The organism is Nonomuraea phyllanthi, from assembly GCF_006334985.2.
Classification (GTDB): domain Bacteria; phylum Actinomycetota; class Actinomycetes; order Streptosporangiales; family Streptosporangiaceae; genus Nonomuraea; species Nonomuraea phyllanthi.
In genome coordinates this window covers 502518-517928 of sequence record NZ_VDLX02000005.1, presented here as the reverse complement: position 1 = coordinate 517928, position 15411 = coordinate 502518, and the positions used below count along the sequence as shown (strand labels likewise).

At 71.9% G+C, this 15411-nt stretch carries 14 protein-coding genes; 9 read left to right on the top strand and 5 right to left on the bottom strand.

The window, feature by feature from the left end:
* The first annotated feature begins 123 nt into the window (after positions 1-123).
* The gene (locus tag FH608_RS16710) at positions 124-636 is read left to right on the top strand and encodes a GtrA family protein (RefSeq protein WP_226899594.1); all 513 of its coding nucleotides are present in this window, start codon (positions 124-126) and stop codon (positions 634-636) included.
* Between the two features lie 90 nt (positions 637-726).
* On the opposite strand, the gene FH608_RS16705 is transcribed toward FH608_RS16710, so the two are convergent.
* Positions 727-1854, bottom strand: coding sequence for a sensor histidine kinase (locus tag FH608_RS16705; protein ID WP_139631399.1), 1128 nt, complete (start codon positions 1852-1854; stop codon positions 727-729).
* On the bottom strand, positions 1851-2504 hold the full coding sequence (locus FH608_RS16700) for a response regulator transcription factor (RefSeq protein WP_139631398.1): 654 nt from the start codon (positions 2502-2504) through the stop codon (positions 1851-1853). The genes FH608_RS16705 and FH608_RS16700 overlap by 4 nt, the downstream gene beginning before the upstream one ends.
* Before the next feature lie 101 nt (positions 2505-2605).
* On the opposite strand from FH608_RS16700, the gene FH608_RS16695 reads away from it, so the two are divergent.
* From FH608_RS16695 to FH608_RS16685, 3 genes are all read left to right on the top strand, one after another.
* A complete protein-coding gene (locus tag FH608_RS16695; RefSeq protein WP_317135566.1) occupies positions 2606-3814 on the top strand; it encodes a S41 family peptidase in 1209 nt (402 codons plus the stop codon).
* A gap of 100 nt (positions 3815-3914) precedes the next feature.
* Positions 3915-4661: an ABC transporter ATP-binding protein gene (locus FH608_RS16690; protein ID WP_226899593.1), complete on the top strand. Its 747-nt coding sequence runs from the start codon at positions 3915-3917 to the stop codon at positions 4659-4661.
* A 5-nt stretch (positions 4662-4666) separates the two neighbouring features.
* Entirely contained in the window at positions 4667-6493 is a 1827-nt protein-coding gene (locus FH608_RS16685; RefSeq protein WP_139631395.1) for an FtsX-like permease family protein, read from the top strand.
* Between the two features lie 77 nt (positions 6494-6570).
* Here the strand turns inward: FH608_RS16685 and FH608_RS16680 are convergent, their stop codons facing one another.
* From FH608_RS16680 to FH608_RS16670, 3 genes are all read right to left on the bottom strand, one after another.
* A complete protein-coding gene (locus FH608_RS16680) occupies positions 6571-8625 on the bottom strand; it encodes a SpoIIE family protein phosphatase (RefSeq protein WP_139631394.1) in 2055 nt (684 codons plus the stop codon).
* Positions 8626-8766: 141 nt separating this feature from the next.
* A complete protein-coding gene (locus FH608_RS16675) occupies positions 8767-9381 on the bottom strand; it encodes a TetR/AcrR family transcriptional regulator (protein ID WP_139631393.1) in 615 nt (204 codons plus the stop codon).
* On the bottom strand, positions 9381-10229 hold the full coding sequence (locus FH608_RS16670; protein WP_139631392.1) for an oxidoreductase: 849 nt from the start codon (positions 10227-10229) through the stop codon (positions 9381-9383). Before FH608_RS16670 ends, FH608_RS16675 begins: the two co-directional genes overlap by 1 nt.
* Positions 10230-10624: 395 nt before the next feature.
* Here FH608_RS16670 and FH608_RS16665 point away from each other — a divergent pair, with 395 nt between their 5' ends.
* From FH608_RS16665 to FH608_RS16645, 5 genes are all read left to right on the top strand, one after another.
* On the top strand, positions 10625-11191 hold the full coding sequence (locus FH608_RS16665; protein ID WP_139631391.1) for an AAA family ATPase: 567 nt from the start codon (positions 10625-10627) through the stop codon (positions 11189-11191).
* A 15-nt stretch (positions 11192-11206) separates the two neighbouring features.
* The gene (locus tag FH608_RS16660) at positions 11207-11548 is read left to right on the top strand and encodes a GNAT family N-acetyltransferase (RefSeq protein WP_139631390.1); all 342 of its coding nucleotides are present in this window, start codon (positions 11207-11209) and stop codon (positions 11546-11548) included.
* Between the two features lie 96 nt (positions 11549-11644).
* Positions 11645-12157: a PadR family transcriptional regulator gene (locus FH608_RS16655; protein ID WP_139631389.1), complete on the top strand. Its 513-nt coding sequence runs from the start codon at positions 11645-11647 to the stop codon at positions 12155-12157.
* Positions 12154-12846, top strand: coding sequence for an ABC transporter ATP-binding protein (locus FH608_RS16650; RefSeq protein ID WP_139631388.1), 693 nt, complete (start codon positions 12154-12156; stop codon positions 12844-12846). Before FH608_RS16655 ends, FH608_RS16650 begins: the two co-directional genes overlap by 4 nt.
* The gene (locus FH608_RS16645; protein WP_139631387.1) at positions 12843-15344 is read left to right on the top strand and encodes an ABC transporter permease; all 2502 of its coding nucleotides are present in this window, start codon (positions 12843-12845) and stop codon (positions 15342-15344) included. The genes FH608_RS16650 and FH608_RS16645 overlap by 4 nt, the downstream gene beginning before the upstream one ends.
* Positions 15345-15411 lie beyond the last annotated feature (67 nt).

Here is a 15411-nt window from a genome sequence, read left to right as displayed (position 1 = left end):
GCAGGCGTCGGCGTTCCGGTGCGTGAAGTGGTCACGTTCCCGGTCCGTAAATCCTGCTTCCAGGATGTTCCAAGGGTGAGAAGATCGGGGGTGCTCCGAATAGCAAACGCAGTACTGGCAAGCTTGCCGGAACCGCTGCACGCCCTTGTGCTGAAGCACCGTGAGCTGCTGAAGTTCGTGGTGGTGGGTGGAACAGCCTTCTTGGTGGACAACTCGGTCTTCTACGGGCTGAAGCTGACCATCTTGGAGCCGAAGCCGGTGACCGCGAAGATCATCGCGGTGCTCGTGGCGACGATCGTGTCCTACGTGCTGAACCGCGAATGGTCGTTCCGGACCAGGGGCGGCCGCGAGCGCCGTCACGAGGCGGCGCTGTTCTTCCTGGTCAGTGGCGTCGGTCTGGTGCTCAGCTCCGCGCCGCTGTGGATCTCCCGGTACGTGTTCCGCCTGGAGACCCCGGACGTGAGCCTGGTGACCCAGGAGATCGCCGACTTCATGAGCGCGCAGGTCATCGGCACGCTGATCGCCATGGTCTTCCGCTTCTGGGCGCTCCGGAAGTGGGTCTTCCCCGACGAGAGGGCCGAGTCCGGCAGCGTGCGCCTGGCTCCCACCCCCGATTCCTCGGACGAGGCGGCTTGACGGCGGCGAATCCAGCAGCCGCCTCGGCGGTTGGCTCTCCTCGCCCAGGCGGACGTACCGGCGCTCCTGGCATCCTGTGTGCCACGCGCATTACTCCGCTGTTCCTCCCGCGGGGGACGCATCCTCCGATCCCGCGAAGACGACGGCGAGCTCCAGCCCGCCGCCCGGGTTGGGGTTCGCTCGTACGTCGGCCCCGTGGGCCTTCGCGATCGCTGCGACGATCGACAGGCCGAGCCCGGCACCCTGTCCGGACGTCGTGTGGAGCCGCCGGAAGGGCTTGAAGAGGTCGCCGAGACGTTCGTCGGGCACCTGCGGGCCGGTGTTGCGGACCGTCAGCACTCCATGGGAGAGCGTCACCTCGACGGTCCCGCCGCGATGGTTGTAGCGGACCGCGTTGTCGAGGAGGTTGGTGACGAGCCGGTTCAGCAGGACAGGGTCCCCGTCGACGACGAGCGGCTCTGTCCGCCCCGTCACGGTGACGCCGTCGGCGTCCTTCTCCGCCAGGACGCGCCGTACCACCTGGTCCACGGCCACCGGGCTCCTGCTGTCGAGGCCGTGTTCCGCCCGGGCCAGCACCAGCAGGGCGTCGATGAGGTTCTCCGCGCGGCGGTTGTGGCGCAGGAGCGTGCCGCGGATCTCGCCGACGTCCTCGGGTAGCCCGATCTCGATCGCCGCCCGCTGGACGGCCAGCGGGGTCCGCAGCTCGTGGGAGGCGTTCGCGATGAATCGCCGCTGCCCTTCGACGGAGCGTTCGAGCCGGTCGAGCATCGCGTCGAAGGTGTCGGCCAGTTCCTTCAGCTCGTCCTTCGGCCCGGCGAGCGCGATCCGTTCGTGCAGGGTGGACAGGGACAGCCGCTGCGCGGTGGCCGTGATCCGGTGGATGGGCCGCAGGATCCGCCCGGCGAGCAGCCATCCGACGGCCAGCGAGACCAGTGTCAGGCCCCCGACCGTCAGCACGGTCACCTGCCACTGGTAGCCGATCACGTTGTTCACCAGACCGGGCAGCTGTGACAGCTGATCACCCGGCCCGGCCCGCGGCGGCGTCGCCCTTCCGCCCGACAGCGAGTCCAGCGGCGGCGCCACTCCCCCGGACAACTGGCCGACCCGCCTCTTCACCGCCTGGCGCAGCAGGAGGTTGACCGTGACCAGCAACACGATCGAGGTCAGCAGGAACAGCCCGGAGTAGATCAGGGTGAGCCGTACCCGGATCGTCGTCACAGCAGATATCCCGCGCCGGGAACGGTCTGAATGCACGGCGGGTCGCCCAGCTTGGCCCGCAGGCGGCTGACCAGCACCCGCACCACCGTGGTGAACGGATCGGCGTTCTCGTCCCAGGCCTCTTCGAGCAGCCGTTCGGAGCTCACGACCGCGCCGTCCGCCCTCATCAGCACCTCCAGGACGGCGAACTCCTTGAGTGACAGATGCAGGTGCCGCCCGTCCCGCGAGGCCTGCAGCCGGTGCCTGTCGAGCACGATCCCGTGCCGCGTCAGCACCGGCGGCACCGCCGACCGGCTCCGCCGTCCCAGCGCCTGCACCCGCGCGACCAGCTCGGCGTAGTCGAACGGTTTGGGCAGATAGTCGTCGGCCCCCATCCCCAGACCCGCCACTCGCTCCGGCACCGACGCCGCCGCCGTCATCATCAGGATCCGCGTACGGCTCCCGCGCGCCACCAGCTCACGGCACACGAGGTCGCCGTGCAGCTCGGGCAGATCCCGATCCAGCACGAGAACGTCGTAGTCGTGCACCGCCAACCGCTCCACCGCGGCCGCCCCGTCGTACACCACGTCGACGGCCATCGCATGGCGGCGCAACCCCACCGCCACGAGATCGGCCAGGTCGCGTTCGTCTTCCGCCACCAGAATGCGCACCCGACCTTCATACTCGAACCGGGGTTTCAATGGCGTTAACGGATCCGTTCACGACCATGTAACCCGCCCGAGGCCACGCTGGCGGCCATGATCAGAGCCCTCTGCGTGGCCGTCCTGATGGCTGCCTGTTCCATGTCCGCACCCGCGTCGGCCACGGCCTCCGCATCAGCCGCCCCTGGCGGGGGCTGCACCGCCGACACGGGGCCACCCCCGAAACCGGCACCGCCGACATCGGTGAACACGCTCCGGCAGGCGTACTTCTGCGTGCTGGACAACTACTACAGCGGCCCTGTGATGGATGCGAAGGCGCTGCTGAAGAGCGCCTTCGCCGCCTACACCCAGAACCTGATGCGACGCCGCGCGGACCGGGCCGACCTCAGGTTGCCCGCCCTGACCGGGAACCGCGACACCGACTGGGCCGCCTTCGCGAAAGTCCTCGGCGCCGGCGACCGCGCCGCCCTGCGCGCCGCGATCACCGGCTCGACCCCGCGGCCCAGCCACCGATGTTCATCACCCGCGTCCTGCCCGGCAGCCCCGCCGCCAAGGCCGGCATCAGGGCCGGTGACATCATCGTCAAGGCCAACGGCGTGCCGGCGTTCATCGGAGACGCCGTGAATCAGAGCATCCTCGACGCCTTCGCCTCCGGCACGGTACGGCTCACCCTCAAGCGGCCCACAACGGGACGGACCCGCACCGTCAAGCTCAAGGAGGGCCCCATCACGCGGCGGCCTCCGGCGGTGACGTCGAAGAAGCTCGCCGACGGCGTCACCTACGTCCAGCTGCCCCTATTCTACGAGGGCGCCGCCGACCAGGTCCTCGCCAAGCTGCGCGGAAGGCCGGAGGTCGTGGTCCTCGATCTGCGCGGCAACGGCGGAGGGTCGCCTCGCGAGGTGATGCGGCTGCTCGGCGCATTCGCGCACGGCAAGGTCACCAGCTACTTCTGCCCGCTGAAAGGCGACTGCGTGCCCAACCGGACCGACGACAGCGTCCCGCTGCTCGGCTCGCGCCTGATCGTTCTCACCGACCGCGGGTGCGCCTCGGCCTGCGAGGGCTTCAGCGCGGCGGTCAAGGACAACGGCCTGGGCACCCTCATCGGGACCCGCACCGCCGGCGCAATCTCCGGCCCCAGCAAGGCGTACCTCCTCGACGACGGGAGCGCCGTGTTCCTGCCCGGCGTCCGGCACCTCGGGCCCGCCCGCGAAGTCATCGACACGATCGGCGTGCCGGTCGACCACTACGCCCCCATGACCGCCCTCGACCTGGCCACCGGGCGTGACCCGGGAGTGGCCAAGGCGCTGGCGCTTCTGTGACCCACCTGCCGCGGCGGCCGGGGCCGACCGCCGCTCTTGAGGCGGCCCGCGCCGGCTGAAGGCCCGTGAGCAGAACTGGACCCATCGCAAGGAGTGAATCGTGAGCAATACCGCCCACACGCCCGTACTGAGCGCCCGCGGGCTGCGGAAGGAGCACGGCAAAGGGGAAGGACTGGTGCGCGCCGTCGACGGCGTCGATCTCGATGTCAGCGCGGGAGAGACGGTGGCGATCATGGGGCCCAGCGGCTGCGGCAAGTCCACGCTGCTGCACCTGCTCGGCGGGCTGGATCGGCCCTCGGCCGGCGAGGTGTCGCTGAACGGCCGGCGCATCGACAACATCAGCGAGAAGGGGCTGGCCAGGATGCGGCGTACCGAGGTCAGCTACGTCTTCCAGTCGTTCCACCTGATGGAGGAGCTCACCGCCGTCGAGAACGTCGAGCTGGCGGCGCTGCTCGCCGGACGCTCGCCGCGGGCCGCCCGTCGGCGCGCGGAGTCCCTGCTGGATCAGCTCGGGCTGGCCGGCCGGGCGCGGTTCCTGCCCTCGGCACTGTCGGGCGGCCAGCGGCAGCGGGTCGCGGTCGCCCGGGCGCTGAGCAACGAGCCGCTGGTCGTCCTCGCCGACGAGCCGACCGGCAACCTGGACAGCGCCGCCACCGTGGACGTCCTCCAGCTCTTCAAGGACCTGCACGAGTCCGGGCAGACGCTGGTCATCGTCACCCACGACGCGCGGATCGCGGCCACCGCGGACCGGAAGCTCTCGATGCGCGACGGCGCGTTCGTGGACGAGGCCAGGTTGACCGGCGGCACCACCGGGCGACTCGGCGCGCTCGCCGGGCTGGAGGACTGATCGGCATGGGCCGCATCGTCCTCGTGATCCGCCTGGCCCTGCGCGACCTCCGGCGGCGCCGCACCGAGGTCGCGCTTCTCCTGATCGCCATCCTGGCCGCCACCACGACGCTGACGCTCGGGCTCGTCCTGCGCGACGCGGCCGGCGACCCGTACCGGAGCACCCGGGCGGCGACCAAGGGACCTGACGTGATCGCCAACGTCGGCCGGGCCGGCGACCTCGCGGAGCTCGGGAAACTGGCCACCGCCTCCGGCGTCACCGAGCACAGCGGACCGTACCCCGTCATCGCGGCGAAGCTGGAGGCGTCCGGCCGGACGTCGGATGTGCAGGTCATAGGGCGCGACGCCGCTGTCGCGGCGGTCGATCAGCCCGCGGTGAGGCAGGGCAGCTGGGTCAGTGACGGCGGCGTGGTGCTCGAGGCGGCCTTCGCCGACTCGCTCGACGTGGGCGTCGGTGACGCGGTCGCCCTGGACGGCAGGTCGTACAAGGTCGCCGGCGTCGCGGTCACCGCCGCCATGCCGCCCTATCCCGGAGCGTCCTGCATCGTCTCCGCCGGCTGCGTCAACGGCGCCGTCCCCGACGACCGGAACCTGCCGGCGGGATTGCTGTACAGGCCCGGGCTGGCCTGGCTCACCCAGACGGACCTGCTGAGCCTCGCCCCGGGCCGAAGCGCGCTGTCCTACGTGATGAACCTGAAGCTGGCCGACCCCGACCAGGCCCAGGCATTCGTCGACCGGAACCGCGGCGATCACGGTCGCCCCGTGCCGATGCAGACCTGGGAGACCGTTCTCGCCGACGCCACCGACCTGGCCCGGGACTCCCAGATCCTGCTGCTGCTCGGCGCGTGGCTGCTCGGCCTGCTCGCCGTGGCCAGCCTTTCGGTGCTGGTCGGCGGGCGGATGGCCGATCAGACCAGGCGTGTCGGGCTGCTGAAGGCAGTCGGCGGCACACCGGGCCTGGTCGCCGCCGTGCTCCTCGCGGAGTACCTCCTGGTGGCCGTCGTCGCGGCCGCGGCCGGGCTGACGATCGGAGCGCTGGCCGCTCCACTGCTCACCGAGTCGAGCGCCGGCCTCGTCGGCGGCGCGGGAACGGCGGCGCTGACCTGGTCCACGATCGGTCTGGTGACCGCTGTGGCACTCGGCGTCGCGGTGGTGGCGACCGCCGTTCCGGCCGTGCGGGGCGCCCGCTCCAGCACCGTCAGCGCGCTGGCGGACGCGGCACGCCCGCCTCGCCGCACCGGCTGGCTGATCGCTCTCTCGACGCGACTACCCGTCCCGCTGCTGCTCGCCCTGCGGGTCGCCGCCCGCCGGCCGCGACGGGCGGCGCTGGGCGTGGCGAGCATCGCGGTCACGGTCAGCGGCATCTACGTCCTGCTGGTGCTCAACACCTTCCTCGGCGACCAGCCGGACACCGGCGCGTACACCGAAGCTCAGGTGGCGGTGCTGCGGCACGTGCTCCTCGTCTGGACGGTCATCCTGCTCTCCCTGGCGGCGGTCAACGCCACCGTCATCACGTGGGCGACGGTGCTCGACAACCGGCATGCGTCGGCGCTGGCCCGCGCCCTCGGCGCAACTCCCCGGGAAGTGACCGTCGCCCTGGCGGCCGCGCAGGTGCTGCCCGCGCTCCTCGGCGCCGTCCTGGGCGTCTTCCCGGGAGGTTTCCTGCTGTTCGCCGCCATCAACGCGATCACCGGCGGCGACAGCGACAGGGCCACGCTGCCCGCACCCTGGCAGCTGGTCGCCCTGGTGCTTTCAACCGTGCTCGTGGTCGCGGCGCTCACCTCGGTTCCCGCCCACCTCGGCGGCCGCCGTCCCGTGACGGCGACTCTCTGAACCGACCACCACGGCGAGACGGGCGTGTGTGACGCGACCTTGGGACGGGCCGAGCGGCGTGGTGACGGCCGCCGGGGTCAGGCCCGGACACGGGCCATGAGCAGGGCGATGTCATCCTCGGCGGGCGCGTCGCCCACGAGGGAGCCGATCACGGACGCGCACACGCGCTCGAGCGACGTCCCCCGCGGTGCCGCGCGGGCGAGGGCGCCGCCGAGCCTGGCCATGCCCGCGTCGAGGCCGGCCTGCCGCGTCTCGATCAGGCCGTCGGTGTAGAGGGCCAGCAGGGTCCCGGCCGGCAGGTGCAGGTCGCGCGACCGGAAGGTGCCCAGCCCCACGCCGATCGGCGTGCCGGCGGGCAGCGACGGGAACGTCACGTCGCCGGACGGGGTCACGATCGCGGGCGGCGGATGCCCGGCCGCGGCCATGGTGCAGCGGCCGGTCCGCGGGTCATAGACCGCGTACAGGCAGGTGGCGCCCGCGGCGTCGAAGCCCCGGGCGTCCCTCGCCATCAGGTGGTCGAGATGGGTGAGCAGCTCGTCCGGAGGCAGGTCCAGGTACGCCAGGGTGCGCATGGCGGTACGCAGCCGGCCCATGGTGGCCGCGGCGTTGATGCCGTGCCCGGTCACGTCGCCGACGACCAGGGCGATGCGGCCGCCGGGCAGGTGGATGGCGTCGTACCAGTCGCCTCCCACTCCCTCGTGCCTGTCGGAGGGCAGGTAGCGCGAGGCCACCTCGACGGTGCCCGTGCCGCACAGGTCGTGCGGCAGCAGGTCGCGCTGCAGCGCGAGCGCGGTCAGCCGCTCGCGCGTGTACTGGCGCGCGTTGTCCAGGCTCAGCGCGGCCCGCGTGACCAGCTCCTCGGCCAGCAGCAGGTCGTCCCTGGTGAACGGCGCCGGGTTGGAGGTACGCCCGAACACCGCGACGCCGAGCACGTCGCCGCGCGCCTCCAACGGAATGACGATCAGCGAGTGCATGCCGGTGGCGTGGATGATCCGCGCCCGGTCGGGGTCCAGATCCAGCCAGGTGCTGGACGAGGCGTCCAGCACGGGCTCGAAGTGCGGCCGGCGCGAGTGCAGGACCTCCATGAACGGGGATCCCGGCGGCACGGACACGGCCTCCTCGCGCCTCCAGAGCGACTCGGGCATGTCACCGTGCAGCTCGTCGTGCACCATGGCCACGCCGCCCCGCCGGAAGAGGGGGACCCCGGCCTCGGCCGCGGCCTGCCGCTGCAGCGGCTCCGTGCCCGGCAGCATCGCCTCCGCCAGGTCGACGGTCACGTAGTCGGCGGGGACTGGAATGGCCAGCTCGGCCAGCTCCTGGGCGGTGGTCATGACGTCCAGCGTGCTGCCGAGCCGGACGCTGGCCTCGCGCAGCAGCTCGAGGCGATCCCGCGCCTTGCTGTTGCTGAAATCCAGGGCCACCGACCGCACGCCCAGCGGCCGGCCGTCCGCGCCCTCCAGAGGGAACAGCGAGATGGACAGCGTGCGCTCCTGGCTCCGGTGGAACCAGCGGGCCTCACGGTCGATCACAGGGCGGCCGTCGGCGAGCACCTTGCGCATCGCGTCCTGCACCGCTTCCGTGTCGATCCCCTCGATGACCTCGGTCAGGGAGCGGCCGACCCGGTAGTACGGGTAGCCGTCGCTGAGCTGCTCGGCCGCCTCGTTCAGCCAGACGCAGCGCAGGTCCTTGTCCCAGATGGCCATGGCGACGGGGAAGCTGCTGATGAGCGACTCCAGCAGGGCGCCGTTGCCGGTCGGCAGGCCGGTGGTGACCGGGATCGCCGACACCAGCCAGGACTCCTTCCGGCTGCCGGCGTGGTCGCCGTGAGTGAGCGCGGCGGCCTTGACGCGCACGATGGCCACCTCGCCGTCGCGCCGCCGCACCTCCGTCAATCCCGTACGGGGCAGGTGCGTGCCGCGCCGTTCGCCGTCGCCGTGGCCGTGGTCGGGGTCGGGGTCGGGGTCGGGGTCGTCGGACGGGAGGAGCGTACTGATGGGGCGGCCGAGGATGTCGGCGGCGGGGTAGCCGGTGAGCTCCTCGGCGGCCTCGGTCCAGCCGATCACCAGGCCGGCGGCGTCGACGACGGCGACCGCTGGGATCGCCCCTCCAGGGACGCTGCTGGCTGCTTTCATGCCATCATCTCCGGTGGGGGGCGGTTCGGTGCCAGAATTTGCCAGAATAGCCGCGCTTACCAGGAGTTATTTCAAGCTTGACTAAGCTTTGTCATTATATATGCGGCCATACGGCGCAAAGGCGCCAGAATCTTCGCCGCATCAAGTGGTCAGGCCGGCGCTGATCAGCCAGATGTGTTCGCAGGTCGACGATGCCTCTTGCAGCTTCTCGCGGGACTCCTGCGAGGCGTGGTAGAAGGACCGCTCGATCATCCAGCACAGGGCGCGTGCCATGGCTGACGCCTGGTCCGGTTCGGTGCCCGCCTGAACGCCGGCTCGTTCCAGGACCGCGGTGATGGCCGTGATGAACAGGTCGGCTGTACGGCTCCACAGCTCGCCGATCTCCGGCACGCTCAACGACAGGTCGATCGCCGTGCGCATGACCAGGCCGTGCTCGTTCCACAGCTCGACCGTGCGCCGCATCGCCGCCGCGATGGCCTGGCGCGGCTCGTCGGCCTCCGCAGTGGCCCGGGACCGCTCCCACAGGTGCTCGACGGTCCGGGCCACGAGTGCCGTGACCACTTCCTGCTTGGAGCCGAAGTAGAAGTACAGGGCGCCGCGGGTGATGCCGGCACCCTGGGCGATGTCGCCGACGGTCATGGCGTCGTAGCCCTTCTGCACCAGCAGGGCTTCGCAGGTGTCGAGAATGGCCCGCTCCCGGACATCGCCCTTGCGCTCGGTGGTGCGCCGGCCTCGCGCGGCGTGGTGGCCGGGCATCAGAGATGAGTGCCCTCGGCGAAGTCGGTCGTACGGGAGAGCGCCTCCCATGCGCGGATATCCTCGTCCACGGCCGTGCGCGCGGCGGCGACCAGCCGCAGCGCGTCCGAACCCAGCACGAGATGAGCCGGCGGCCGGTCGACCGACGCGATGTGCACGACGGCGTCCCCGGCCTTGGCCGGATCGCCCAGCTGGTTACCGCTCGCCTTCTGCCGCCTTTCGCGGATGGGGACGAACAGCTCGTCGTAGTCGTCGATGGACCGCGCGGCGCGTGTCATGGACCGTCCGGCCCAGTCGGTGCGGAAGGAGCCGGGCTCGATCGCCGTCACGTGGATCCCGAACTGTGCGACCTCCTTGCCCAGCGCCTCGAGGATGCCCTCCAGGGCGAACTTGCTGCCGCAGTAGGCGGACATGCCGGGCACGGCCATCAGCCCGCCCATGGAGGTGACGGCCATCAGGTGCCCGCGGCGGCGCCGGCGCATGTGGGGCAGTGCCGCCTGCAAGGTGGCCACCGTCCCGAACACGTTGACCTCGAACTGCCGCCGCACCTCGGCCAGCGGGGTCTCCTCGAAGGTGCCCTCCAGGCCGTAGCCGGCGTTGGCGACGACGACGTCCAGCGGGCCGACGCTCTGCTCCGCCTCCGCGACCACACGCGAGACGGCGTCGCTGTCAGTCACATCCAGGATGCGGCCGTGAGCGTATCCGGGTTCTAGCTCCTCGAAGGCCCGCAGGTCATCGTCGGAGCGGACCGTTCCGACGACGGTGTGCCCGGCGGCCAGGGCGGCCTGGGCGAAGGCACGGCCAAGGCCCGTGCTGACGCCGGTGATGAGCCACTTCTGCTTCTGCATCGCTCCTCCAGAGAGAGCCTCGACAGGAGCTGGAATGCTCCCCTTGGCCGCAAAGTCTACACAGTGTCGACTTTTATCGCCATCGCGTCGATTTTGGCGACTCCTCACGGGAGTCGCCAAGATCACGGACGGTCTGGACGAGGAGCTGGCATACTGTGGCTGCCCGGCTGAGCGCTGGATCCGGCTGCGTGCCCCGCTCACGAGCCGCCGGCCTGGCCGTGACCGCCTTCAGCTCATCCCCGCAACGCGCCCGCCTGGTCGCCCTCGTCCGCGCGCCGGAGCCGTGTTCAAGCGCGACGTCCTCGTCGAACCCGGCGACGCCACAGCTGCCCGAGCCGCACCGCCGATCGGCCGCCCGCCACGAACACAGCCACCCATCACCCCAAAGGAGTCCCGTGAACCGCTTCATCCTGACCGGCACCCCCGGCTCGGGCAAGACAGCCATCCTGCGGCAGCTCGAGATCGACGGGCTCGCCGTCGTCGAGGAGGCGGCCACCGACGTCATCGCCCTGGCCCAGGCCAGAGGCGTCGACGAGCCATGGAAAGAGCCCGACTTCACGGACGCCGTCGCCGGCCTGCAACGCCGCCGACAGCTCGCCGCGGACCGCCACCCCCGCCCGGTCGTGTTCGACCGGTCCCCGATCTGCACCTACGCCCTGGCACTCCACCTCGGCCACCCCGTCGGCCAGGCCCTGACCGCCGAGCTCGACCGCATCCGCGACGAACACGTCTACGAACGCCGCGTCTTCTTCGTCAAGGGCCAGGGCTTCATCACCCCGACCGCCGCCAGGCGGATCAGCCTGGCGGACGCGCAACGGTTCGAGCAGCTCCACGCCGAGGTGTACAGCTCCCTGGGCTACGACCTGATCACGGTCGAGCCCGGACCACTCGACGTCCGTACCGCCCGCGTACGAGCCCTGCTGTCACACACCTCGAAGAGCCCGAGCGCCCCCCGCCCGTAGGACAGAACGGGCGCCGTGATCGAGATCGACGTCCGGACCGAATCCGACCGGGCCTGCCGGGAGGCGCCGGCCCGCGGCAAGGACGCCTACTTCGACGTCGAACGCGGCGACGACGACTACGAGCGGACCTGGCGGCGCCTGCTCGACGACGAGCAGGTAGGCGGGGTCGCCGCCCGGCTGGACGGCAAGATGGCCGGCATCGCGCACTACCTGTTCCACGCCGGTGTCTGGTACGCCGGGAGATGCAGGCCCGTACTGGAACACGGTGGAGGACCGCCCCGGCTCGCGCGCTGTACGACCGCGCTGTACGACAAGGCGGGCAGGCTCCACGAGGGGCTCATTTTCTACCCGGCGTGACGCGAACCGGCCCCATGACGCTGCGCCATCCGCAGATCCCGCCAATGCGGCGGAACATCTTGAGAAGTGCATACCGCGTATGCATACTTAGTACGCATGCCGGTCAGACACGGGCTGCTCGCCCTCCTCAGTGGCGGGCCCCGGCATGGCTACCAACTACGGCTCGAGTTCGAGGCGTCAACCGGGGCGACCTGGCCGCTCAACATCGGCCAGGTCTACACGACGCTGTCCCGCCTGGAGCGCGACGGCTTGGTCGCGCCGGCGGCCGAGTCGGACGAGCAGGGCCGGGTCGTCTACACGATCACCGCCGCGGGCCGGGAGGAGATGGAGCGATGGTTCAGCACCCCCGTCGTCCAGTCCGACCGGCCACGGGACGAGCTGGTCGTCAAGCTGGCCATGGCCGTCGCCGCCAAGGAGGTGGACGTCTCCGAGGTCATCCACCTGCAGCGCACGGCGACCATGCGCACCCTCCAGCAGCTGACCAGGGCCAAACGAGCCGCCACGGAAGGCGTGGCGCAACGGCTCGTGCTCGATTCCATGATCTTCCAGGCCGAGGCGGAGCAACGGTGGCTGGACCACTGCGAGTCCGTTCTGAAGGAGGAAAGATGACCGTCGTACGGCTGGCCGAAGTGTCCAGAGTCCACGGCGAGGGGGCGACGGCCGTACACGCTCTGAAGGGCGTGAGCCTCGACGTCGAGGCGGGAGAGCTGGTCGCGGTCATGGGCCCGTCCGGGTCCGGCAAGTCGACCCTGCTCAACCTCGCGGGCGGGCTCGACCGGCCCACGTCGGGAACGGTGCACATCGGCGGACATGACCTGGCCACCACGCGCGATCTGGCCTCCTTACGGCGCCGCGAGGTCGGCTACGTCTTCCAGGACCTCAACCTGATCCCGTCGCTGACGGCGGTGGAGAACGTGATGCTGCCGCGCGAGCTCGACGGCGTGCGCTCGCGCCGGGCACGGGAGGAGGCGATGGCCGTGCTGGCGGAGATCGAGGTGGCGGACCTGGCCGACCGCTTCCCCGAGGAGCTGTCCGGTGGCCAGCGCCAGCGGGTCGCGATCGCCCGCGCCCTGGTCGGCGCGCGGTGCCTGCTGCTGGCCGATGAGCCGACCGGCGCCCTCGACACGCGTACCGGCGACGAGATCCTGCAGGTGCTGAGGGCCCGCTGTGACGCGGGCGCGGCGGTCCTGCTGGTCACCCACGAGCCGCGCTACGCCGCCTGGGCCGATCGCGTGGTGTTCCTCCGCGACGGGACGATCGCGGACGCGACGGACAGGTCGCTGGTGAGCGCCCGATGAGCGTCGTCCTGGCCGCGCTGCGCCTGGCCCGCCGGAACGCGTGGCGATCCCGGGGGCGTAGCGCGCTCATCATGGTGATGATCGGCCTGCCCGTCCTGGTGATCACGGGGATCCTGACCCTGACCGAGACCATGAACGTCTCCCTGCGGGAGGGGCTGGTGGCCGAGCTGGGCGCGGCCGACGTCCGCCTCGTCCAGACACCCGAGGGCACGGTGCTGCGGCAGCAGCCGAACGGCGCCACCTGGAACACGGGCGACGGCGACGGAGCGGCTGCTTCCGAGCTTGCCGCCACCGAGGTGGCGGCCCTGCTCGGGCCGGGCACCCGGGTGATCCCCCTCAGTGCCGGCGTGCTCCGGGTGGGCACCGAACGGGTCGACGCGCTGGAGGCCGACCTGCGCGACCCCCTCACCAGAGGGATGCTGACGTTGAGCGAGGGCAGGTTCCCCGCCGCCGACGAGGTCGCGGTGACGCCCGCGCTCGGCCTGCGGCCCGGCGACCTCCTGCGGCCGTCCGGCGCGGCGCCGCTGAAGGTGGTGGGCGTGGTCGAGCACCCGCACCGGCCCTCGCTGCGCGAGGTCGTGGGTCCGGATCTGCCGCTCGCGGCCCCGGACGACCTGTGGTCTCCGAACATGTACGGCCCCGGCTGGCTCGCCGATACCGCGAAGCCCGTGTCCTGGAGCGACGTGCCCGCGCTGAACACCGCCGGCCTGTACGTCACCTCCCGGGGGATGCTCCTGGACCCGCCGCCCACCCCGGTCCGCTCCCCGGGCACGGACGTCCAGCACGCGATCGGGCTCGGCGCCATGGTGATCATGGTGGTGCTGGAGATCGTGCTGCTGGCCGGGCCCGCCTTCGCGGTGGGGCTCAGGAGGCGGCGCCGGGAACTCGCCGAGATCGCGGCGCAGGGCGGCTCGGCCGGGCACCTGCGGGCGATCGTGCTGGCCGAGGGGCTGGTCCTCGGCGGTGCGGCCACCTTCGTCGCGACGGCGCTGGGCATCGGCGCCGGGGTGCTGGCCGCCCCGGTCGTGGCGCGCTGGGGAGGGCAGATCGGCCCGGCGGAGGTGCCGTGGGCGCCGGTTCTGGGCGTCGCCGCGCTGGGCCTGGTCGCCGGGACCGTGGCGGCGCTGGTGCCCGCCGTGCAGGCGGCCCGGCAGGACCCCGTGACCGTGCTGGCCGGCCGCGCGCCCGCGGCCGCCGACCGGCCGGGATGGCCCCTGGCCGGAGCCGCGCTGGTGCTGGCCGGGCTGGGGGCGACCGTGGTGGCGCGGCGCCAGCCGGACTCCGTGTGGGTCTGGGCCTCCGCGGTGCTGATCATGATCGGCCTGGTGGTGGTGACCCCCTGGTTGATCCGCTTCACCGGCCGGCCGGCCGGGCGGTTGCGGCTCCCGCTGCGGGTGTCCGTCCGCGACGCGGTCCGCCACCGGTCCCGTACGGCGAGCGCCGTCGCAGCCGTCATGGCGGTCACGGCCACGGTCGTGGCGATGGGCATCGGCGCCTACAGCGAATACATGGACCGGCGCAACGCCTACACCTCGGCGCGTCCGGCCGGCATGCTGGCGATCTGGGGCGGCACCATGAGCGACGCGACCTGGACGAAACTCCGCGCCGAGACGGCCCGGCAGCTGCCGGGCGTGCCGCTGGCCTCCGGCTACCTCGCGCAGGACGCCAAGGGCCACCGCTACGCGCTGCGGTACTCGGTGCGATGGAACGGGACGCGGACGCGCCGTACGGCGGCCATCGGCGATCAGGCCCTGCTCAGGCTCCTGCAAGGACGCGACGACCCGCAGGCGGCCGCGGCGCTGGCCGGCGGCAAGGCCGTGGTCTTCGACCCGGCCGCCGTACGGGACGGCAAGCTGAGGCTGCGGGCGAGCTCCACCGGCGGCCCGCCGCGCAAGCTCGACGTGCCGGCGGTGGTGGCCACACCCTCCGACGAGCACCAGGGCGGGGCCCTGCTGCCGCGCGCCCTGGTCGAGCAGGCCGGCTTCTCCACGGCGGAGCGCCAGCTCTACGCCATGCACCGGCTGCCCGCCGACACGACGCTGTGGCGCGATCTCACCCAGGTGACCCGCCGCGTCACGATCGCCGCCGAGGAGGGCTATCGCAATGTGCCCGACCCCGGCTTGTGGGGCTGGCTCGGCGGCGCTCTCGTCCTCGTCGTCGGCGGCACGCTGGCCGCCACGCGCCTGGCGGCCGCCGACATGCGGCCGGAGCGGGCGACGATGGCGGCCATCGGCGCCCAGCCCGGGACGTTGCGGGTGGTCGTGGCCGGCCAGGCCCTCTACATCTCCGGGCTCGGCGCGCTGGTGGGGCTGGCCGCGGGAACGGTGACGGGCGTGGCGCTGAGCCGGCCGATGACGACGCACGGCGCCTCGGACCCCGCCACGATCGCCATCCCGTGGGCGTTCGTCATCGCCGTGGTGGTGGGACTGCCCGTCGTGGCGACCGTGGCAGCGCTGATCACCCGGACCCGACTGCCCCTCACCCGCCGGCCCCTGTGACACGAGTCCCGTACCGGAAGGACGGCCCTCCGGTACGCTCACCCCTCGCACCCCACAGGAGGACGCC

Excerpts from the sequence above, each read along its gene's own strand:
- FH608_RS16675 (WP_139631393.1), bottom strand. The coding sequence starts at position 9,381 with ATGCCCGGCCACCACGCCGCGCGAGGCCGGCGCACCACCGAGCGCAAG.
- FH608_RS16645 (WP_139631387.1), top strand. The coding sequence starts at position 12,843 with ATGAGCGTCGTCCTGGCCGCGCTGCGCCTGGCCCGCCGGAACGCGTGG.
- FH608_RS16655 (WP_139631389.1), top strand. The coding sequence starts at position 11,645 with ATGCCGGTCAGACACGGGCTGCTCGCCCTCCTCAGTGGCGGGCCCCGG.
- FH608_RS16670 (WP_139631392.1), bottom strand. The coding sequence starts at position 10,229 with ATGCAGAAGCAGAAGTGGCTCATCACCGGCGTCAGCACGGGCCTTGGC.
- FH608_RS16650 (WP_139631388.1), top strand. The coding sequence starts at position 12,154 with ATGACCGTCGTACGGCTGGCCGAAGTGTCCAGAGTCCACGGCGAGGGG.
- FH608_RS16680 (WP_139631394.1), bottom strand. The coding sequence starts at position 8,625 with ATGAAAGCAGCCAGCAGCGTCCCTGGAGGGGCGATCCCAGCGGTCGCC.
- FH608_RS16685 (WP_139631395.1), top strand. The coding sequence starts at position 4,667 with ATGGGCCGCATCGTCCTCGTGATCCGCCTGGCCCTGCGCGACCTCCGG.